Consider the following 18,013-nt stretch of genomic DNA (forward strand, 5'->3'; position numbering starts at 1 on the left):
GCGCATCGCGGTGGATTGATGCGATCCACCGGCGATGCGCATCGCCTTGCTGATCCCGTTCGCCCTTCTTGCCGCGGGGTTCGCGCCGGCCGCTGAAGAGCGCCGTGTCATGCTCACCGGCTTCGACCGGATCCGCATCGACGGACCGTTCGAGGTGCGCGTGGCTGCGGGATCGCCCGCCGCGACCGTGACCGGCGATCGCCGGGCGATCGAACGGGTCAATGTCCGCAGCGAAGGCGGCGTCCTGGTGATCAGCGCCAGCATCGCGACGCGGGACGGCTGGCGCGACAAGGAAGGGCAGGCCCGGGTCAGCGTCACCGTGCCCAGGCTGCGTGCCGCGAACGTCAATGGCGGCGGCAGGCTGGAGATTGCGGACATCACCGGCCAGCGGGTCGATCTCGGCGTCAACGGCGCCGGATCGCTGACCATAGCCCGCCTCGCCGCCGATCAGCTCGTCACGACATTGACCGGCACCGGGATCGTCCGCCTGAACGGCGGAACCGCCCGCAACGCGCGATTCACCTCCTATGGCGCGGGATCGATCGAGGCTTCCGCCCTTACCGTCAACGATCTGACCGTACATGCACAAAGCGCGGGCGACAGCCGTTTCACCGCACGGTTCACCGCCGTCATATCGGCGCTTGGCACCGGATCGACGCGGGTCGAAGGCAATGCCGCGTGCCGCATCGCCGGCCCGGGACCGGCAAGCTGCGCGGGCAAGACCGAGGGGCGCTAGACCCTAGGCCGCCAGGGGGAAGCGCAGCAGCCGGTCGTCGAGCGGAACCAGCGCCTCCGCGCCGCGCCCCACGGCACGGATGATTTCGGGATGCTGCGCGTCGAGCCCGCCGGTGAGCGCGCCGAATGCGGGCAGGATCAGCTTGGCCGGGGTCGCGACGAAGCAGCGCCGGGCGACATGCCGGCCGCGCAGCCGCACGCGCAGCTTGGGATGGAAATGCCCCGACAGTTCGGGCCGCGTCTCGCCCGGCTCGGCCTCATGCCGCAGCAGCAGCCCGTCGACCTCTGCCTCCTCGACGATCTCGCCACCGATATCGCCGGAAAGCGCCGCATCGTGATTGCCGGTGATCCACACCCAGCGCAACGCCGCCGTCAGGGCCGCCAGCGCAGCGCGCGCGCCATCGGGCAGCCGGTCGCACCCGTCCGCATCGTGGAAGCTGTCGCCCAGACACCACAGCTCCCGCGGCTGCGTCCGCTCGGCCAGCGCCGTCAGCGCCGTCAGCGTGGCCAGCGAGTCATAGGGCGGCAGCATCTGTCCGCCCGCGGCAAACCAGCTCGCTTTCTCGAAATGCAGATCGGCGACGATCAACGCCTGCCGCGCAGGCCAGTAGATCGCGCCCTCGGGGAGCGCACACAAGGCATGATCGGCGAACGAAAAGGGAACCATGACCCTGCTATCGCCGCACCGCGCGGCCAGGTCAATCGAGCCGCGTTCCCGTTCTGCCAGCGCGCGGCAGCAGGAACCGGACCTTGCGGTCGGGGAAATCGATCTCGACCCGGCGGAATCCGCGCAGCGCATCCATGCCCAGCATCATCGCCGGCCGATCCGCAAGGTCGAACCGCGCGAACGGCGGAACATCGGCGAACGCCACCGGCAGCTCGCTCAGGACGATGCCGCCCAGCTCGACGCGATGCGCGATATGATAGTTGGCGGTCAGCGTCTCCCCGGTGACGCTCGTCATCGTGATCGGCCCCTTCATCCGGATGCGGCGCAGCTTCCGCTGCAACGCCAGATTGCCCATGCTGATCTGCGATCCGGTATCCAGCACGACCGTTACCTTGGTCCCCTCGAACCACGCTTCGGTGACGATGAGCTGCCCCATCCGGCTCTTGGCGGTGATGACGATCTCGTCGCTGAAGGCCGGGCGCGGAGTGAACTTTCCGCCTGCACGGCGCGACGGGCGCACCGTCATCAATTCCTTGTCGAAATCGATCGACACCATGTGCGTTCGCAGCTGCTGGATCCCGAGCAGGCCGTGAGCGCCCATATGCACCGCCTCGAGCGCCGGCGCGTTGAAGGCCTGCGTGTCGCGCACCGGGCCCATGGTGAGCGAGGGCACGACCACCGTCGGCACTTTGGCGCTCCCCGTCATCGTCGTCAGCGTGACCTGCGGCCCGGCCGCAAGCTTCAGGGCGCCTGCATATTGGCGCGAGATAACCGAGCGCTCGGCTCCGGTATCGATGATGAAGGGTTGCGGCTTGCTGCCGTTGATCGACACCGGCACGGTCATGCGATTGGCGATCGCGCCCAGCGCCAGCGTGCCGCTCGCATCGTCCGCGGCCGGAACGGCGGGCACAGGCGTCTCCTGTGTCGCCGCAGGGGCCGCAGCGAATGCGATCAGCAAGGGCGTCAACAGGCGGAGCTGCATAACCTGCGCACGATACGCCTCTTCATGCTGCGCAGCAAATGCCGTTGGTCGAAAGATCGCAGCGCTTCGGCAGCCGCTAGTCGATCCGCATCGCCTCTGCCGCCAGTGCTTCGGCTTCGATCAGCATCGCATCCTCTGCAGCACCCTGTGCTACGGTCTCGCGTCCGATCATGATGAGTACCGGCACCGCCATCGGGCTGACGCGATCGAGATCGACATGCTCGATCCGATCCACCGCGGTGTCGAGCAGGCGCGCCAGCCGCCCGATATCGGTCATCCGCGCGCGCGCATCGGCCCAGGCCGCACGCAGCAACAGATGATCCGGCTCGTACTTGCGCAGCACGTCGTAGATCAGGTCGGTGGAGAAGGTGACCTGGCGGCCGGTCTTCTTCTTCCCCGGCTGCTGGCGTTCGACCAGCCCGCCGATGATCGCCACCTCGCGGAAGGCGCGCTTGAGCAGCGCTGAGCCCTGCACCCATTCGACGAACTCATGCTCGAGGATGTCCGGCGAGAAGAGCGGCGCGGGATCCTCGATCTTCTCCAGCCCATAGACCGCCAGCGCATAATCGTTGGCGACGAACCCGACCGGCTTCAGGCCCAGCGCCTCCATCCGCCGCGTCACCAGCATGCCGAGCGACTGGTGCGCGTTCCATCCCTCGAAGCAATAGGCGACCATATGGTGCCGCCCGTCGTGCGGAAAGGTCTCGACCAGCAGCTTGCCGGGCGCGGGCAGCCGCGAGCGATGAGCCTGCACCTCCAGCCATTCGCGGACATCCGCCGGAAAGCGTGACCAGGTCTCCGGCTCGGCGAAGAAGCGCCGAACCCGTGCCGCGAGCGTCGAGGTGATCGCGAGGCGCGCGCCCATATAGGACACGAACCGCGCAGTCTTCGTGGTCGCGCGCACGATGATGTCGGTCACCTCGACCCGCTCGACCTCCAGCGCGAGTCCCGCAAAGAAGAAACGGTCGCCCGGCGAGAGCGATGCGCCGAACGCCTCCTCCACCCGGCCCAGCCGCCGCCCGTTCCTGAAGCGCACCTCCAGCATCGGCGCCTCGACGATGATCCCCGCGTTCAGCCGATGCTGCGCAACAAAGGCGGGTTTGGTCACCCGCCACAGCCCGTCCTTGTCCCGCGTCAGCCGCTTGAACCGGTCATAGGCGCGCAGCGCATACCCACCATCGGCGATGAAGTTCAGCACCGCTTCGAACACATCCTCGCTCAGCGCCGAATAGGGCAAGGCACCCTGTATTTCGCGCAGCAACTCCGCAGCATCGAACGGCGCCGCGCAGGCCAGCCCCATCACATGCTGCGCCAGCACGTCGAGCGCGCCGGGCCGGAAGATGTCGGGGTCCAGCTCACCCGCCTCCACCGCGTCCAGCGCCGCGCGCGCCTCCAGATACTCGAAGCGGTTGCCGGGTACGAGCACGGCCTCGCTCGGCTCGTCCAGCCGGTGGTTGGCGCGCCCGATCCGCTGCAACAGGCGCGAGCTGCCCTTGGGCGCTCCCATCTGGATCACGCAATCGACATCGCCCCAGTCGACGCCGAGGTCGAGGCTCGCAGTCGCGACCAGCGCGCGCAGCCGGCCCTCGGCCATCGCCTGCTCGGCGCGCTGCCGCGCCTCCAGGCTCAGGCTTCCGTGATGCACGCCGATCGGCAGCTTGAGCTCGTTTACCTTCCACAGATTCTGGAACACCAGCTCGGCCAGGCTGCGGGTGTTGCAGAAGACGATCGTCGTCTTGTGCGTTTCGATCTCCGCCATCACCTGCGGGATCGCATAGAGGCCCGAATGACCCGACCAGGGCACCCGCCCTTCGGGCAGCAGAATCGCGATGTCGGGCTCGGCGCCGCTCTCCCCCGTCACCAGCTCGACCGCGTCGATCTCGCCATGCGGGGCCAGCCAGGCGCGGTAGCCGTCGGGATCGGCCACCGTCGCCGACAGCGCGACGCGCCGCATCCCCGGCGCCAGCGTCTGCAGCCGCGCCAATGCGAGCGCCAGCAGGTCGCCGCGCTTGCCGGTGGCAAAGGCATGGACCTCGTCCACCACCACCGTCCTGAGGCCCGCGAACATCAGGAAGCTGTCCTCATAGGACAAGAGCAGGCTGAGCGACTCCGGGGTGGTCAGCAGGATCTGCGGGGGCCGCGCGCGCTGGCGGACCTTCTTCTCGTGCGACGTGTCGCCGGTGCGCGTCTCGACCCGGATGTCGAGGCCCATCTCCTCGATCGGGGTCAGCAAATTGCGCTGCACGTCCACCGCCAGCGCCTTGAGCGGCGAGATATAGAGCGTGTGCAGCCCCTCGCCCGGTTGCTCGATCAGCTCGGTCAGCGTCGGCAGGAACCCGGCCAGCGTCTTGCCCGCCCCGGTCGCCGCGACCAGCAGCGCGTGGCGTCCCGCCCGCCCGGCGGCGAGCATGTCGAGCTGGTGCCGCCGCGGCGTCCAGCCGCGCGACGCGAACCAGTGCTCAAGGACGGGGGGAAGGTCGCTCATGCGCTTGCCATATAGCCATCCCCCCTACGCGCTCGCTACCGATTGCGCTAAGCCCCCCCGGCAATGACCCTCTTCGCCTATGTCCTCGCCGCGCTGGCCGAGATTGCCGGCTGCTTCGCCTTCTGGGCATGGCTGCGGCTCGGCAAGTCGCCTTGGTGGCTGGTCCCCGGCATCGCCGCGCTGATCGTCTTCGCCTGGGCGCTGACCTGGATCGAGACCAGCCATGCCGGCCGCGCCTATGCCGCCTATGGCGGGATCTACATCACCGCCGCGATTCTCTGGCTCTGGGCGGTCGAGGGCGCCCGCCCCGACCGCTGGGACGTGATCGGCGGCGCAGTCGCGCTCGCCGGCACCGCGATCATCCTGTTCGGCCCGAGGAGCGCCAGTGCCTGACATCCGCAACATCGTCATCCTCACCGGCGCGGGCGTCTCGGCCGAGAGCGGCGTCGCCACTTTTCGCGGTCCCGGCGGGCTTTGGGAAGGGCACCGCGTCGAGGATGTCTGCACGCCGCAGGCGCTCGCGCACGATCCGGTGCTGGTCCACCGCTTCTACGACGAACGCCGCGCCAAGCTCGCCACCGTCGCGCCCAATGCCGCGCACCACGCACTTGCCCGGCTCGATGCGCAATGGCCGGGCGAATTGCTGCTCGTCACCCAGAATGTCGACGATCTGCACGAACGGGCGGGTTCCAAGCGGCTGATCCATATGCATGGCGAGCTCAACGCCGCGCTCTGCGCCGAGTGCGATGCGCGCAAGCCATGGACCGACACGCTTCCGCCCCGCACGCGATGCGCGACGTGCGGCGCACCGTCGCTGCGCCCCGACATCGTCTTCTTCGGCGAGATGCCCTATCACATGGACGCGATCGACGCCGCCATTGCCCGCGCCGACCTGTTCGTGTCGATCGGCACTTCGGGCGCGGTCTATCCCGCCGCCGGTTTCGTCCGCACCGCGCGCTACCACGGCGCCGACACGCTCGAGCTCAACCTCGACCGCTCCGAAGGAAGTGCGTGGTTCGGCGAGAGCCGCCTCGGCCCCGCCGGTACGCTCGTCCCCGAATGGGTGGATTCGCTGCTCGGTCAGAGCGGCGCGGTATCTTGATCGGGTTCGTCACCCCGGCCTTGTGCCGGGGCCCACTCAGCCTCCGGGACTGAACTGGAGCCGCCTTCGCACCCCTCGCCTCCCGGTGGACCCCGGCACAAGGCCGGGGTGACGGTTGACGATCAGGCCCGGCGAAACCCGAAACTCGAACTGCCCTAATCGACCCAGTCCAGCCCGATATCGCGATACAGAGTGCGGTCGTCCTCCCAGCCCGGCCGCACCTTGACGTGCAGGTACAGGTGGACCTTCACCCCCATCAGCTTGGCCAGCTCGGCCCGGGCCCGGGCGCCGATCTCCTTGATGCGGGCACCGCCCTTGCCCAGCACGATCGCGCGCTGCGTCTCGCGCGCGACCAGGATCTGCTGGTGGATCTCGACCGACCCGTCCTCGCGCTCCTTATACTGTTCGGTCTCGACCGCGCTGGCATAGGGCAGCTCGGCATGGAGCTGGAGATAGAGCTGCTCGCGCGTGATCTCGGCCGCGAGCATGCGGTCGGTCGCGTCGGACACCTGGTCCTCGGGGAAGTGCCACGGGCCCTCGGGCAGTTTCGCGGCGAGCGCGGCCTTGAGTTCCGGAATGCCGTCGCCGGTCGCCGCCGACACGAAATAGGTGTCGTCAAACGCGCCGAGGTCATTGAGCGTCGCGGCATGGCCGAGCAGGCGCGGCTTGTCGGCGATATCGACCTTGTTGAGGATCAGCAGCTTGCGTTCGCGCCGGTCCTTGAGACTCTCGGCCAGCCCGCGCACCTTCGGCCCGACCCCGCCCTTGCCGTCGACCACCAGCGCGATCAGGTCGGCATCCTTCGCGCCTTCCCACGCCGCCGAAACCATCGCGCGGTCGAGCCGCCGTGCCGGATCGAAGATGCCCGGCGTGTCGACCAGCAGCAGCTGCGCGTCGCCCTCGATCGCGATGCCCATCAGCCGCGTGCGCGTCGTCTGCGCCTTGGGGCTGACGATCGCCACCTTCTGCCCGACCAGCGCGTTCACCAGCGTCGACTTGCCGGCATTGGGCGCGCCGACCACGGCGATCAGGCCGCAACGTTGTTGTTCGATGTTCATCGCCAGCCTCTACCGGCGCGCAACCTTGGCCGCAACTTCCGGAACGCCAGCCGCCACGCCTGCCGCTACCACCCGATCGCGAAAGGGAGAGGCATGGACAACACCAGCATCGTCAAGGCGGCATGGGACGCCTTCGGATCGCGCGACGCGGCGCGCATCGCCGCCTGTTTCGCGCCCGATGCCGAATGGATCGCCCCACCGGGCAACGCCACGGCGATCGCACTCGACGGGCCACACCATCTGCGCGGCGCGGATCGGATCGCCCACTTCATCGCCCATGAGTTCAGCCAGCTGTTCGTCGCCGATGTCGCGATCGACTTCCGCACCATGGCCGCGGCGGGCGATCTGGTCCTGGTCGAGGAGCGGATGCGCGCCACCCTGGTCAACGGACGAAGCTACGACCTCGCCTACTGCTTCGTCTTCGTGGTGGCGGACGGCCGCATTGCGCAGGTCCGCGAATATATGGATACGCGAAGCGGCTGGGCGCAGATGTTCGGCGACGAACCCGGACGGAAGCTGGTGGCCTAGCTCACCGCCGCCAGCAACGCCGCCGCAGCGGCGGTCTCGGCTTCCTGTTTCGAGCTGCCCTCGCCCTCGGCCTCGGCGAGCTTGCCGATCTTTGCCAGCACCTTGAAGCGCGGCGCATGACCCGGCCCCGATCGCTCGACCAGCGCATATTCGGGCGGACGGCGGTTGTTCGCCGCCGCCCATTCCTGCAGCGCCGATTTGGGATGCTTGGGCGCGGAGGCCTGTGCGTCGATCCGGCTGTCCCACAGCCGTCGCACCAGCGCCCTGGCCGGCTCGAACCCGTGCGCGCGGAAATGCGCGCCGATCAGCGCCTCCATCACATCGCCCAGCACATTGTCGCTCGACGCCGCGCCGTCGTCACGCGCCTGCTTGCCGAGGCGCAGATGCGCGGGCACGCCGATCTCGCGCGCCACCTCGGCGCAGACCTGCCCGGTCACCAGCGAGTTGAAGCGCCGCGACAATTTGCCCTCGGGCTCGTCGGGGAAGCGCTCGTACAGCCATTCGGCGATCGTCAGCCCCAGCACCCGGTCGCCCAGGAACTCCAGCCGCTCGTAATTGGCCGCGCCCTGGCTGCCATGGGTCAGCGCGCGCTCATATCCCGCCAGATGGTCAGCAGGGTTGCCCAGCACCCGCGCCAGCCAGTCGGCCAGCGTCTCGCTCAAAAGCCTTCCCCGATGCGGTCGAACCGCGCCGCGCTGAACCACGTCCAGGGCAGCAGCCACTGCGCACCGCCATCGGTGGACCAGAAGCTCACCACCGCCTTGCCCTGCAGATTCTCCATCGGGACGAAGCGGATGCCCTGGCCCTCGGGCGGCTGCGGGAAGCGGCTGTCGGCCGAATCGTCGCGATTGTCGCCCATCAGGAAGACGTGGCCGGCAGGCACGGTGAACAGCTCGGTATCGTCGGCGTCGGGGCGATAGCCTTCGTCGAGCACCTCGTAATTCTTGCCGCCGGGGAGCGTCTCGCGGAAGCGCGGGATGCGGCAAACCTGCGTGCCGTTCGGTCCCGGCTCGACGAACATCGGGTTGCAGCCGCCGCCCGTGCCCGGCCCCTCGACCGGGAAATTGGGGGTGATCGGGATCACGAAATCGCCGATCCGCTGCTTGGGAATCGCCTGTCCGTTCAGGATCAGCTGGCCGTTGCGCATCTGCACCGTGTCGCCGGGCAGGCCGATCACGCGCTTGATCCAGTCGGTATCGTTGCTCGGCGGTGCCTTGAACACCACCACGTCGCCGCGCGCCGGATCCTCGGCGAAGATGCGGCCCGGGATCAGCGGAAGGCTCCACGGCAGCGAATGTTTGGAATAGCCGTAATTCCATTTGGTGATGAACAGATAGTCGCCCACCAGCAGCCGCGGCAGCATCGATCCCGACGGGATGCTGAACGGCGCGAAGATGAAGCTGCGCACCACGAACACCAGGATCGCGAGCTTGACGAGGAAGCTCAGCGTGTCGCGCCATTCGGAGCGCGGCTTGGGGGTGTGGGCAGGCTTGGTGCCGGAATCGGCGGGCGCGATATCGTCCATATTCGCTGCTCTGCGCGGGCCATGTGGCAGCGTCAAGGCGGTGGAACGCGTCGTCGCATCTGGTGGTGCCCGGAATGGCACGCTACATGCGCCGCGATTCAACGGGAGACAGGTGATGGCGACAGCGGACTGGACGGCAATCGAGGCGCTTCCCCGCATTCCGCTCAAGCAGCTCTTCGCCGACGATGCGAGCCGTCTGGCGCTGCTTACCACCGATGTCGCAGGCATCCATTTCGATTTCTCCAAGACCCATCTCGACGCCGCCGCGCTTGACGCCTTCATCGCGCTCGCCAAGGCGTCCGACCTGGCTGGCAAGCGCGAGGCGCTGTTCGCCGGTGAGCAGGTCAACGTCACCGAGGGTCGCGCGGCCGAACACACCGCCGAGCGCGGCGAGGGCTCCGACGACAGCGTCGCGCGCGCCGCCGCCTATCACGCCCGCATGCGCGGCCTGATCGACGCGATCGAGGCCGAGGCGCTCGGCCCGATCCGCCACATCCTGCACATCGGCATCGGCGGATCGGCGCTGGGGCCCGAGCTGCTGATCGACGCGCTCGGCCGTGAAGGCGGGCGCTACGACGTCGCCATCGTCTCCAACGTCGACGGCTGCGCGCTCGAGGAGGCGATCGCCGATTTCGATCCGCACGCCACGCTGATCGCGGTCGCGTCCAAGACCTTCACCACCACCGAAACCCTGCTCAACGCCGAAAGCGCGCTCGACTGGATGCGCGAACATGGCGTCGAGGACCCCTATGGCCATGTCATCGCGCTCACCGCCGCGCCCGACAAGGCGATCGAATGGGGCGTCGACGAGACCCGCGTCCTGCCCTTCGCCGAATCGGTCGGCGGCCGTTACTCGCTCTGGTCGTCGATCGGCTTCCCCGCCGCGCTCGCGCTCGGCTGGGACGCGTTCGAGGCGCTGCTCGAGGGCGCGGCCGAGATGGACCGCCATTTCCGCCTGACCGATCTCAAGAGCAACGCCCCGGTCCTCGCCGCCTTCGCCGACCTCTATTACACCCAGAACCGCCATTGCGAGACGCGCGGCGTGTTCGCCTATGACGAGCGGCTGCGCCTGCTCCCGCCCTATCTCCAGCAGCTCGAGATGGAATCGAACGGCAAGGGCGTCACCGCCGACGGCCAGCCGGTCGGCCGCCCGACCGCGCCGATCACCTGGGGCGGCGTCGGTACCGACGCGCAGCATGCGGTGTTCCAGCTGCTCCATCAGGGCACCCACCTCGTCCCGCTCGAATTCGTCGCGGTGATCGAGCCGGGCGACGACCTCGCCGAGGATCACCACCGCCAGCTGCTGATCAACGCCTTCGCTCAGGGCGCGGCGCTGATGGCCGGGCGCGCCAACGCCGATCCCGCGCGCGCCTATCCCGGCGACCGCCCCTCAACCACCATCCTGCTCGACGAGCTCGACCCGCGCACGCTGGGCGCGCTGATCGCCTTCTACGAACAGCGCACCTTCGTCAGCGCCGCGCTGCTCGGCATCAACCCGTTCGACCAGTTCGGGGTCGAGCTGGGCAAGGAAATGGCCAAGGCGGCGGAAGCAGGCGGCCAGGATTTCGACCCCTCCACCGACGACCTGATCCGGCGCGCGTTCGGATGAGCGACGACGAATACGTCTATGACGAGGCGAGCGGGGAATGGGTGCCCGCCTCGCAGCTCGCCGCTGCACCGTCCGACGATGTGGTCGAAGTCCGCGATTCAGTCGGCAACCTGCTCGCCGACGGCGATCAGGTGACGCTGATCAAGGATTTGACGGTGAAGGGCGCCGGCCAGACGCTCAAGCGCGGCACCCTGATCAAGTCGATCCGCCTCACCGGCGATGCCCAAGAGATCGACTGCAAGTTCGACGGCATCAAGGGCCTCGTTCTCCGCGCCGAATTCGTCCGCAAACGCTAACCCCACCCCCATCGTCACCCCGGCCTTGTGCCGGGGTCCACCGCGAGGCGAGGCGCGAAGCAATAGGCTCAAGCGCCGGAAGCGCGGCACAGTGGACCCCGGAACAAGTCCGGGGTGACGAGAATATTGCGAGCGCGCGGTGCTATTTGCATTCGCGGGCGACAATGGCGCGCCGGTTGGTCAGGCCTTCGATTTGGGTCAGCAGGTACCTCGTCCCTCCGCCTGATGTGATCGGGACACCCGCCTGTTTGCTATGCCTCAGACTTTTCACTTGCGACCGCAATTCGGTCTGCCGCTCGTCGATCAAGCGAAGTTGAAGTCTGCAATCCTTGGCGTCGCGCGCCCTGATCAACGTCCGAACGAACTCGCCCTCCGCCTGCAATTGCTCCTTCGTTTGGGCATATGAATTGGTTGAGACGATGGAGAGGAAGGCGGTGCCGAGAAGGATTGCTTGTGCCTTCACTTCAAACTGCTCCACGCGAGACGCTCAGACCGACAGTGACTGACAGCCTTCCATCATCTCCACAAGCAACTGCGCGAAGGTAGCCGAACTGCGGGAACCCACCCCCTCCGTTGGCAATCCCACCCCAGCCCCCTATCTCCCGCTCCGACGACCCAACAGGAGCACCCCATGGCCGATTACGACTACGACCTCTTCGTCATCGGTGCGGGCTCGGGCGGCGTGCGCGCCAGCCGCGTCGCCGCTGCGCACGGCGCGAAGGTCGCGATCGCCGAGGAATATCGCGTCGGCGGCACCTGCGTCATCCGCGGCTGCGTGCCCAAGAAGCTGCTCGTCTATGGCGCGCATTTCGCCGAGGATCTGAAGGACGCGCGCCGCTTCGGCTGGAACGTGCCCGATTGCGATTTCGACTGGGCGGTGCTGCGCGACAATGTCCTCGCCGAGGTCGACCGGTTGAACGGCGCCTACACCCACACGCTCGACAATCACGGGGTCGAGATCGTCCATGAGCGCGCCACCGTCTCCGGCCCGCATGAGGTAACCCTCGCCAGCGGCAAGACGATCACCGCGGGCAAGATCCTGATCGCGGTCGGCGCGCGTCCCGCCGTTCCCAACTGCCCGGGCAGCGAGCATGGCATCACCTCGAACGAGGTGTTCCACCTCGACGCGCTGCCCAAGCGCGTGCTGATCGCCGGCGCCGGCTATATCGCCAACGAATTCGCCGGCATCTTCAACGAGTTCGGTTCCAAGGTCACGCTGATCAACCGCTCCGACGTGATCCTGCGCGGCTATGACGAGCAGATCCGCGACCGCCTGCTCCAGATCAGCATGACCAAGGGCATCGACTTCCGCTTCCACGCCGAATTCCGCGGGATCGAGAAGCAGGCCGATGGCAGCCTCAAGGTCAGCATGACCAATCACGAGCCGCTCGAGGTCGATCTCGTCCTCTTCGCCACCGGTCGCGTCCCCAATACCGAGGGGCTGGGGCTGGCCGAGGCCGGGGTCGAGCTCGATGCCAAGGGCGCGATCGTCGTCGGCGCGGACAACCGGTCGTCGGTCGATTCGATCTATGCGGTGGGCGACGTCACCAACCGCGTCCAGCTCACGCCCGTGGCGATCCGCGAGGGACAGGCGTTCGCCGACACCGTGTTCGGCAACAAGCCGACCATTGTCGATTACAGCTGCATCCCCGCCGCCGTGTTCAGCCACCCGCCGATCGCCGGCGTCGGGCTGACCGAGGGGCAGGCCAAGCAGAAATACGGCTCGGTCCGCGTCTACACCTCGGATTTCCGCGCGATGAAGAATGTGCTCGCCAACCGCAACGAGCGCGCGCTGTACAAGATGGTATGCGAGGCGGATTCGGGGAAAGTGCTCGGCCTCCACATGATCGGCCCCGATGCGCCGGAAATCCTCCAGGCCGCCGCCATCGCCGTGAAGGCCGGGCTGACCAAGGCGGACTTCGACCAGACCGTCGCACTCCACCCGTCGATGGCCGAAGAGCTGGTGCTGATGAAATAGGGAGCCGTTCGATGCCGCATGCCCAACCCATCGACCTGCGCGCGGAGGCGAGCGGCGGCGCGTACGACAATCACCCCGTCGCGGCGGTCAACGACCATGTCGTGCGCATCAGCACGATGACCGAGCCCTTCTACTGGCACCTCCATCCGGATTCGGACGAGAGCTTCCTGGTGCTGGAGGGCAGGTTGCGGATCGAGTTCGCCGATCACGCGGTCGAACTCGATCCGGGCCAGCTCTATACCGTGCCCAGGGGCGTCGCACATCGCACTGCCCCGGCCGGCGAACGCAGCGTCAACCTGACCTTCGAGCATCGCGACGCCGCGACAATACGCGTCGAGGCGCCCGCCTAGCGCCTACTCCCGCAGCAGCCGGTCGGTCTCGTCTTCCAGCTCACCCTCGCCGCCGGTGCGCAGACTCACCACGCGGGTCGCGCTCACGTCCATCGCGACGTTGCCCAAAGTCCGGAACAGGTCGGGGATGGTCTCGACCGCGACCAGCAGCCCCAGCATCGGCAGCGGCACGCCCATCGCCGTCGCGATCGGCGCGATCGAGCTGACGAAGCTGATCGTGCCGGGCAGGCCCACCGCGCCCATCGTCGTGATCGCCGCGACCACCCAGCCCGCGGCGAGCTGGCTTGGCCCGAGCTCGATGCCGAGCAGGTGTGCGACATAGATCGCCACCGCGAAGTTCATCGCCGGGCCGGTCCAGCGGAAGATCGCGACCGCGATCGGCAGCGCCACGCCCGAATGCGCCGCGGGCACGCCCAGGGTCTCGGTCGCCTTGAGCATCGCGGGCAGGCTGGCGAGCGAAGACTGGGTCGAGAACGCCACCGCCTGCGACGGCGCCACCGCGCGGATGTAGCGCATCGGCGAGACGCGCCCCGCGATGATCCCGAACGGCGCGGCGAGCAGCCACATGACCAGCCCGACGCCGCACAGGATCGCGACATAGTGGAGCAGCGCACCGAACGCCGCCGTCCCGGCCCGCGCCCCGACCATATAGGCAAGCGCGGCGACGCCGATCGGCCCCAGCCACAGCACCCAGTTGATCACGACCAGCATGGTGTTGCCCAGCGCCTCGAAGAAGCGGGTCAGCGTCTCGCGCTGCTCTCTGGGCAGCCGCGTCAGCGCAAAGGCGAAGACGGTGGTGAACAGGATCAGCGGCAGGAACGCGTCATTGGCCGCCGACGTCACCGGGTTGGACGGCACCATCGCGACGATGAAGTCGACGAACGGCGGCACCGTGCCGATCTCGGGCGTCTTCTCGGCCAGCGCGCCCTGCAATGCCTGCGCCGAGCTCGACGCCAGCGGGAACAGGTCGAGATAGAAGACCGTCAACGCCCCGCCGATCGCCGAGGAGAACCACAGCAGCACGATGAAGGTGATGAACGCACGCCCCGCCAGCCGGCCCGCGCGCGCCTTCTCCGCCGTGGCGGAAATGCCGGTGATCAGCAGCGACACCACCAGCGGGATGATCGTCATCTGCAACGCGTGCAGCCAGATCGTCCCCACCGGCGCAATCCAGTCGGCGGCGACCAGCGCGCCTTGGGGCGCAGTCGCCGCGGCACCGACCCCGATCACCAGCGCGGCGACCAGCGCGATCAGGATGCGGACGGGTTGCGCGCGGTTCGACGGCCCCAGCACGATGCCGACCAGTGCGGCGAGAGTTCGGAAGATCAGCGACATACTCGCCCTTGAGAAAAAGCGGCGCTATGACCGCCTGCCAGAAAGGCGGCAACGTCGCAAAGCAGGCGGATATGGCAAGGAAATATTTCGGCACCGACGGGATTCGCGGCAAGACCAATGTCACGCCCATGACTGCGGCGATGGCGATGCAGGTCGGCATGGCCGCCGGCGCGCATTTCCGCCGCGGCGATCACAAGCATCGCGTGGTGATCGGCAAGGATACGCGCCTCTCGGGCTATATGATCGAGAACGCGCTGGTCGCGGGCTTCACCAGCGTGGGCATGGACGTGGTGCTGGTCGGCCCGATGCCGACCCCTGCGGTCGCGATGCTCACCCATTCGATGCGCGCCGATATGGGCGTGATGATCTCGGCCAGCCACAATCCCTATGCCGATAACGGCATCAAGCTGTTCGGTCCCGACGGCTACAAGCTGTCCGACGCCGACGAGCTGGCGATCGAGGCGCTGATCGACGGCGAGATCCCGCTGGCTCCCGCGGCCGATATCGGCCGCGCCAAGCGGATCGAGGATGCGAAGGGCCGCTATATCCACTTCGCCAAATCGACCTTCCCCGAGGATCTTCGCCTCGACGGATTGAAGGTGGTGGTCGATTGCGCCAACGGCGCGGCCTATCAGGTCGCCCCCTCCGCGCTGTGGGAGCTGGGCGCCGAAGTCGTCGCGATCGGCGTCACGCCCGATGGCAAGAACATCAACGATCAGGTCGGCTCGACCGCACCGCTGACCTTGTGCGAGACCGTGGTCGCCTCGGGCGCGCATATCGGCATCGCGCTCGACGGGGACGCCGACCGGCTGATCGTGGTCGACGAGCAGGGCGAGGTGGTCGATGGCGACCAGCTGATGGCGACGATCGCCTCGGGCTGGGCGCGCCAGGGCCGGCTCAGCGGCGGCGGCCTCGTTGCCACCGTCATGTCCAATCTCGGGCTCGAACGCCACCTCGCCGCGCAGGGCCTGGGCCTTGTCCGCACCAAAGTCGGCGACCGCTATGTGCTCGAGAAGATGCGCGCCTCGGGCTATAATGTTGGCGGCGAGCAATCGGGCCACATCATCCTGTCGGACTATGCCACCACCGGCGACGGCCTCGTCGCCGCGCTTCAGGTGCTCGCCGAGCTGGTCCGAGCCGGCGCCCCCGCCAGCGAGGTGCTGCACCGGTTCGACCCGCTCCCGCAATTGCTCAAGAATGTCCGCTTCTCGGGCGGCAAACCGCTCGAGAACGAGACGGTGAAGTCAGTGATCGCCGCTGCCGAAACCGAGCTCGACGGCACCGGCCGCGTGCTCATCCGCGCCTCGGGCACCGAACCGGTGATCCGCGTGATGGCCGAGGGCGAGGATCTCAAGCAGGTCGAGGCGGTGGTCGACCGCATCTGCGACGCCGTGCGCGCGGCGGCGGCGTGATACTCTCCCGACGGGAGTTCGGGGTTGCGGCGGCGGTATCGCTGATCGCGCCGCATTCCTTGAGAGCAGGTCAGGCATCCTCGGACCTCTCGGCACTGACGCCCGAACAACGCGAACAGTTCAAGGCGAGCCACGCTCGGATGATGGCAGCATTCCCCTATGAACAGGTGCGCGTAGCCGGGTCCGGTGCCCTTGCCGAATGGGAACAGCGTTCCGCCCTGCCCGGCAAGATTCCGGTGGTGATCGGAGACGCGGAACAGCTGGAACGCCTCGCCGATCAGTTCTCGATCGACGATGAAACCATCTACGGTTCCGGAAATCGTCGCCCTCCTTCCGTGTCGGACATCCTTGCCGCGGCATCGAAGCTGAAATTTCCGCGCGACCTTGGGAAATGGCCGGGTGCCTATACCGATGCGGATCTCATGGCGGCGCTCGGAGAACGGCCTGACGCCATACCCAAGGCGGATCGTCCCGGCCTGACGGTCGCCACTGACCTGGCAACGGGTAAGCCGCTATCCGAAGTCTATCTGCTGATGCTTCCCGCCCGCGCGTCCTGGGAAGCTCCCGCCTATCTGCGCTGGGGCAACTGGAACGCCTGCCCTCCCGCCGAATATCATGTCGCCGCCCTGAAACGCTGGCATGAGCGCTTCGGGGCAGAGTTGATCGGCATCGATGCCGACACGATGAATGTCAGGGTAAAGCGACGGCCCGCATCCCGCGAGGAAGCGCTGGCTCTGGCCGATGAACAGTATCGTTACTGCCCCGACATTATCGATCAGGGCGTGGGCAGCCGGTCCGCCCTGGCCGCCTCGCTGATGGCCAGCGATTGGTGGTTCTTCTGGTGGGATTAGACTGATGCTTGAGATGCGCCCCGATTGCGAACGCTGCGGCACCGATCTGCCCGCCGATCAGGGCGGCGCGTTCATCTGCTCGTTCGAGTGCACCTTCTGCGCCGATTGCGCCGACGGACTCGACGAGGTCTGCCCCAATTGCGGCGGCGAGCTGCTCGACCGCCCCGCCCGCATCGGCGACGCGCTCAAGCGCAATCCGGCAAGCACCAAGCGGATGTTCAAGGGCTAGACGGGTGGAAGCCGGCAATCCCCGCCGCTGGTTCGTCGCCGTCGCGCTGCTTCACGGCATCGCCGCCTTTTTCCTCTACGGGGCACCGCTACGGGAGATGGCCGCCGCCGGCCTGATCGCGACCGCCGACGATTATTCCACTCGGGCCGTCGCCTATTGGTTCCTCGCCTTCGCCCCGGCGCTCGCCGTCATGGGATTGCTGATCGATGCGATGGAGGCTCGTCATCTGCCCGTTCCGCGCAGCGCCGCATTCCTGCTGCTGCTCACGCTGATCGTCATGGTGGCGGTGATGCCCGCCACCGGCGCCTGGCTGCTCTTCCCGCCGGCGATCGCCCTGCTGCTGCGCGCGCGCCGCTGAACGCGGCTCACCCGGCCACCGGAATCGGGCTCAGCTCCTTGAGCTCGCGGATCACCACAAGGGTTTGGAACGCGCGCACTCGCGGGTTGGCGGAGAACAGCCGGACCACCGTATCGTCATAGCTTTCCATGTCGCGCGCGATCATCCGCACCGCGATGTCGAAATCGCCGGTGACGTTCCACGCCTCGATCACCTCGGGCTCGGTGCGCAGGATCGCCATCATCTCCTGTGTCGTCCGCGCGTCCTCGCGCTCGAGCGTCACCATCACCAGCATCGACAGCGGCCAGCCCAATGTCCTCGGCCGCACGATCGCGACCTCGCGCGCGATCGCCCCGCTCGCACGCAGCCGCCGCATCCGGCGATAGCAGGCCGGCACCGACAGCCCGACCGCCTCGGCCACCGCCGCCATCGGCCGCTGCGTGTCCTGCTGCATCAGCTCGAGCAGCTTGAGGTCGAATGCGTCCAGCGCGTCATTTCGCATCGCCAACGTCCAGTTCATCGATAAAAATTATC

General features: G+C 67.7%; 21 protein-coding genes. 12 read left to right on the top strand and 9 right to left on the bottom strand.

The annotated features are described in order from the left end of the window. Nucleotides 1-34 precede the first annotated feature (34 nt). Nucleotides 35-736 carry a head GIN domain-containing protein gene (locus tag BDW16_RS09565; RefSeq protein WP_066578985.1) on the top strand — a complete coding sequence of 234 codons (702 nt, stop codon included), beginning with the start codon at nt 35-37 and terminating at the stop codon, nt 734-736. 3 nt (nt 737-739) lie between these two features. Here the strand turns inward: BDW16_RS09565 and pdeM are convergent, their stop codons facing one another. From pdeM to BDW16_RS09580, 3 genes are all read right to left on the bottom strand, one after another. Then, the gene (gene pdeM, locus BDW16_RS09570) at nt 740-1,402 is read right to left on the bottom strand and encodes a ligase-associated DNA damage response endonuclease PdeM (RefSeq protein WP_066578988.1); all 663 of its coding nucleotides are present in this window, start codon (nt 1,400-1,402) and stop codon (nt 740-742) included. Between the two features lie 31 nt (nt 1,403-1,433). Then, a complete protein-coding gene (locus BDW16_RS09575) occupies nt 1,434-2,384 on the bottom strand; it encodes a retroviral-like aspartic protease family protein (RefSeq protein WP_066578990.1) in 951 nt (316 codons plus the stop codon). Nucleotides 2,385-2,460: 76 nt separating this feature from the next. Next, complete coding sequence (locus tag BDW16_RS09580) at nt 2,461-4,869, bottom strand: ligase-associated DNA damage response DEXH box helicase (RefSeq protein WP_066578992.1); 2,409 nt, start codon at nt 4,867-4,869, stop codon at nt 2,461-2,463. A 63-nt stretch (nt 4,870-4,932) separates the two neighbouring features. On the opposite strand from BDW16_RS09580, the gene BDW16_RS09585 reads away from it, so the two are divergent. Both BDW16_RS09585 and BDW16_RS09590 read left to right on the top strand, forming a co-directional pair. Beyond that, nucleotides 4,933-5,262, top strand: coding sequence for a YnfA family protein (locus BDW16_RS09585; RefSeq protein WP_066578994.1), 330 nt, complete (start codon nt 4,933-4,935; stop codon nt 5,260-5,262). Continuing rightward, nucleotides 5,255-5,971, top strand: a complete 717-nt coding sequence (locus tag BDW16_RS09590) for an NAD-dependent deacylase (RefSeq protein WP_066578998.1) — start codon at nt 5,255-5,257, stop codon at nt 5,969-5,971. The genes BDW16_RS09585 and BDW16_RS09590 overlap by 8 nt, the downstream gene beginning before the upstream one ends. 155 nt (nt 5,972-6,126) lie before the next feature. Here BDW16_RS09590 and era read toward each other — a convergent pair whose 3' ends face one another. Continuing rightward, entirely contained in the window at nt 6,127-7,029 is a 903-nt protein-coding gene (era, locus tag BDW16_RS09595; RefSeq protein ID WP_100362742.1) for a GTPase Era, read from the bottom strand. A gap of 93 nt (nt 7,030-7,122) precedes the next feature. Here era and BDW16_RS09600 point away from each other — a divergent pair, with 93 nt between their 5' ends. Beyond that, the gene (locus BDW16_RS09600; RefSeq protein WP_066579003.1) at nt 7,123-7,557 is read left to right on the top strand and encodes a nuclear transport factor 2 family protein; all 435 of its coding nucleotides are present in this window, start codon (nt 7,123-7,125) and stop codon (nt 7,555-7,557) included. On the opposite strand, the gene rnc is transcribed toward BDW16_RS09600, so the two are convergent. Together rnc and lepB are read right to left on the bottom strand one after the other, a co-directional pair. Continuing rightward, entirely contained in the window at nt 7,554-8,219 is a 666-nt protein-coding gene (rnc, locus tag BDW16_RS21620) for a ribonuclease III (protein ID WP_066579006.1), read from the bottom strand. The two genes, BDW16_RS09600 and rnc, sit on opposite strands and share 4 nt — an antisense overlap. Beyond that, nucleotides 8,216-9,082 (bottom strand): signal peptidase I, encoded by an 867-nt coding sequence (gene lepB / locus BDW16_RS21625; protein ID WP_066579008.1) that lies wholly within the window; start codon nt 9,080-9,082, stop codon nt 8,216-8,218. Before lepB ends, rnc begins: the two co-directional genes overlap by 4 nt. 115 nt (nt 9,083-9,197) lie before the next feature. Between lepB and pgi the strand changes: the two genes are divergently transcribed. Further along, nucleotides 9,198-10,691: a glucose-6-phosphate isomerase gene (gene pgi, locus BDW16_RS09610; protein ID WP_066579012.1), complete on the top strand. Its 1,494-nt coding sequence runs from the start codon at nt 9,198-9,200 to the stop codon at nt 10,689-10,691. Continuing rightward, nucleotides 10,688-10,987, top strand: a complete 300-nt coding sequence (locus BDW16_RS09615) for an alkylphosphonate utilization protein (RefSeq protein WP_066579015.1) — start codon at nt 10,688-10,690, stop codon at nt 10,985-10,987. Before pgi ends, BDW16_RS09615 begins: the two co-directional genes overlap by 4 nt. Nucleotides 10,988-11,129: 142 nt before the next feature. Here BDW16_RS09615 and BDW16_RS09620 read toward each other — a convergent pair whose 3' ends face one another. Then, nucleotides 11,130-11,465, bottom strand: coding sequence for a hypothetical protein (locus tag BDW16_RS09620; protein ID WP_100362743.1), 336 nt, complete (start codon nt 11,463-11,465; stop codon nt 11,130-11,132). Nucleotides 11,466-11,618: 153 nt separating this feature from the next. On the opposite strand from BDW16_RS09620, the gene gor reads away from it, so the two are divergent. After that, nucleotides 11,619-12,965: a glutathione-disulfide reductase gene (gor, locus tag BDW16_RS09625; protein WP_066579020.1), complete on the top strand. Its 1,347-nt coding sequence runs from the start codon at nt 11,619-11,621 to the stop codon at nt 12,963-12,965. An 11-nt stretch (nt 12,966-12,976) separates the two neighbouring features. Further along, nucleotides 12,977-13,315 carry a cupin domain-containing protein gene (locus BDW16_RS09630; RefSeq protein WP_066579021.1) on the top strand — a complete coding sequence of 113 codons (339 nt, stop codon included), beginning with the start codon at nt 12,977-12,979 and terminating at the stop codon, nt 13,313-13,315. A gap of 3 nt (nt 13,316-13,318) precedes the next feature. On the opposite strand, the gene BDW16_RS09635 is transcribed toward BDW16_RS09630, so the two are convergent. Further along, nucleotides 13,319-14,650: a dicarboxylate/amino acid:cation symporter gene (locus BDW16_RS09635; protein WP_083629285.1), complete on the bottom strand. Its 1,332-nt coding sequence runs from the start codon at nt 14,648-14,650 to the stop codon at nt 13,319-13,321. A gap of 71 nt (nt 14,651-14,721) precedes the next feature. On the opposite strand from BDW16_RS09635, the gene glmM reads away from it, so the two are divergent. The 4 genes from glmM (at nt 14,722) to BDW16_RS09655 (ending at nt 17,500) form a co-directional block, all read left to right on the top strand. Continuing rightward, nucleotides 14,722-16,062 carry a phosphoglucosamine mutase gene (glmM, locus tag BDW16_RS09640; protein WP_066579129.1) on the top strand — a complete coding sequence of 447 codons (1,341 nt, stop codon included), beginning with the start codon at nt 14,722-14,724 and terminating at the stop codon, nt 16,060-16,062. 143 nt (nt 16,063-16,205) lie between these two features. Continuing rightward, a complete protein-coding gene (locus BDW16_RS09645) occupies nt 16,206-16,913 on the top strand; it encodes a DUF4253 domain-containing protein (RefSeq protein ID WP_157926338.1) in 708 nt (235 codons plus the stop codon). Nucleotides 16,914-16,917: 4 nt separating this feature from the next. Beyond that, the gene (locus BDW16_RS09650; RefSeq protein ID WP_066579025.1) at nt 16,918-17,142 is read left to right on the top strand and encodes a DUF1272 domain-containing protein; all 225 of its coding nucleotides are present in this window, start codon (nt 16,918-16,920) and stop codon (nt 17,140-17,142) included. A 4-nt stretch (nt 17,143-17,146) separates the two neighbouring features. After that, the gene (locus tag BDW16_RS09655) at nt 17,147-17,500 is read left to right on the top strand and encodes a DUF6463 family protein (protein ID WP_066579027.1); all 354 of its coding nucleotides are present in this window, start codon (nt 17,147-17,149) and stop codon (nt 17,498-17,500) included. Between the two features lie 7 nt (nt 17,501-17,507). Here the strand turns inward: BDW16_RS09655 and BDW16_RS09660 are convergent, their stop codons facing one another. Beyond that, nucleotides 17,508-17,999, bottom strand: coding sequence for an Lrp/AsnC family transcriptional regulator (locus BDW16_RS09660; RefSeq protein ID WP_198585785.1), 492 nt, complete (start codon nt 17,997-17,999; stop codon nt 17,508-17,510). Between the last annotated feature and the right edge of the window lie 14 nt (nt 18,000-18,013).

It is taken from the genome of Sphingomonas koreensis, from assembly GCF_002797435.1.
Taxonomy (GTDB): Bacteria; Pseudomonadota; Alphaproteobacteria; order Sphingomonadales; family Sphingomonadaceae; genus Sphingomonas; species Sphingomonas koreensis.

Excerpts from the sequence above, each read along its gene's own strand:
- pdeM (WP_066578988.1), bottom strand. The coding sequence starts at position 1,402 with ATGGTTCCCTTTTCGTTCGCCGATCATGCCTTGTGTGCGCTCCCCGAG.
- BDW16_RS09600 (WP_066579003.1), top strand. The coding sequence starts at position 7,123 with ATGGACAACACCAGCATCGTCAAGGCGGCATGGGACGCCTTCGGATCG.
- gor (WP_066579020.1), top strand. The coding sequence starts at position 11,619 with ATGGCCGATTACGACTACGACCTCTTCGTCATCGGTGCGGGCTCGGGC.
- lepB (WP_066579008.1), bottom strand. The coding sequence starts at position 9,082 with ATGGACGATATCGCGCCCGCCGATTCCGGCACCAAGCCTGCCCACACC.
- BDW16_RS09635 (WP_083629285.1), bottom strand. The coding sequence starts at position 14,650 with ATGTCGCTGATCTTCCGAACTCTCGCCGCACTGGTCGGCATCGTGCTG.
- BDW16_RS09660 (WP_198585785.1), bottom strand. The coding sequence starts at position 17,999 with ATGAACTGGACGTTGGCGATGCGAAATGACGCGCTGGACGCATTCGAC.
- BDW16_RS09630 (WP_066579021.1), top strand. The coding sequence starts at position 12,977 with ATGCCGCATGCCCAACCCATCGACCTGCGCGCGGAGGCGAGCGGCGGC.
- BDW16_RS09565 (WP_066578985.1), top strand. The coding sequence starts at position 35 with ATGCGCATCGCCTTGCTGATCCCGTTCGCCCTTCTTGCCGCGGGGTTC.
- BDW16_RS09585 (WP_066578994.1), top strand. The coding sequence starts at position 4,933 with ATGACCCTCTTCGCCTATGTCCTCGCCGCGCTGGCCGAGATTGCCGGC.
- BDW16_RS09575 (WP_066578990.1), bottom strand. The coding sequence starts at position 2,384 with ATGCAGCTCCGCCTGTTGACGCCCTTGCTGATCGCATTCGCTGCGGCC.
- BDW16_RS09645 (WP_157926338.1), top strand. The coding sequence starts at position 16,206 with ATGGCAGCATTCCCCTATGAACAGGTGCGCGTAGCCGGGTCCGGTGCC.
- era (WP_100362742.1), bottom strand. The coding sequence starts at position 7,029 with ATGAACATCGAACAACAACGTTGCGGCCTGATCGCCGTGGTCGGCGCG.
- BDW16_RS09580 (WP_066578992.1), bottom strand. The coding sequence starts at position 4,869 with ATGAGCGACCTTCCCCCCGTCCTTGAGCACTGGTTCGCGTCGCGCGGC.
- BDW16_RS09650 (WP_066579025.1), top strand. The coding sequence starts at position 16,918 with ATGCTTGAGATGCGCCCCGATTGCGAACGCTGCGGCACCGATCTGCCC.
- BDW16_RS09615 (WP_066579015.1), top strand. The coding sequence starts at position 10,688 with ATGAGCGACGACGAATACGTCTATGACGAGGCGAGCGGGGAATGGGTG.
- pgi (WP_066579012.1), top strand. The coding sequence starts at position 9,198 with ATGGCGACAGCGGACTGGACGGCAATCGAGGCGCTTCCCCGCATTCCG.
- glmM (WP_066579129.1), top strand. The coding sequence starts at position 14,722 with ATGGCAAGGAAATATTTCGGCACCGACGGGATTCGCGGCAAGACCAAT.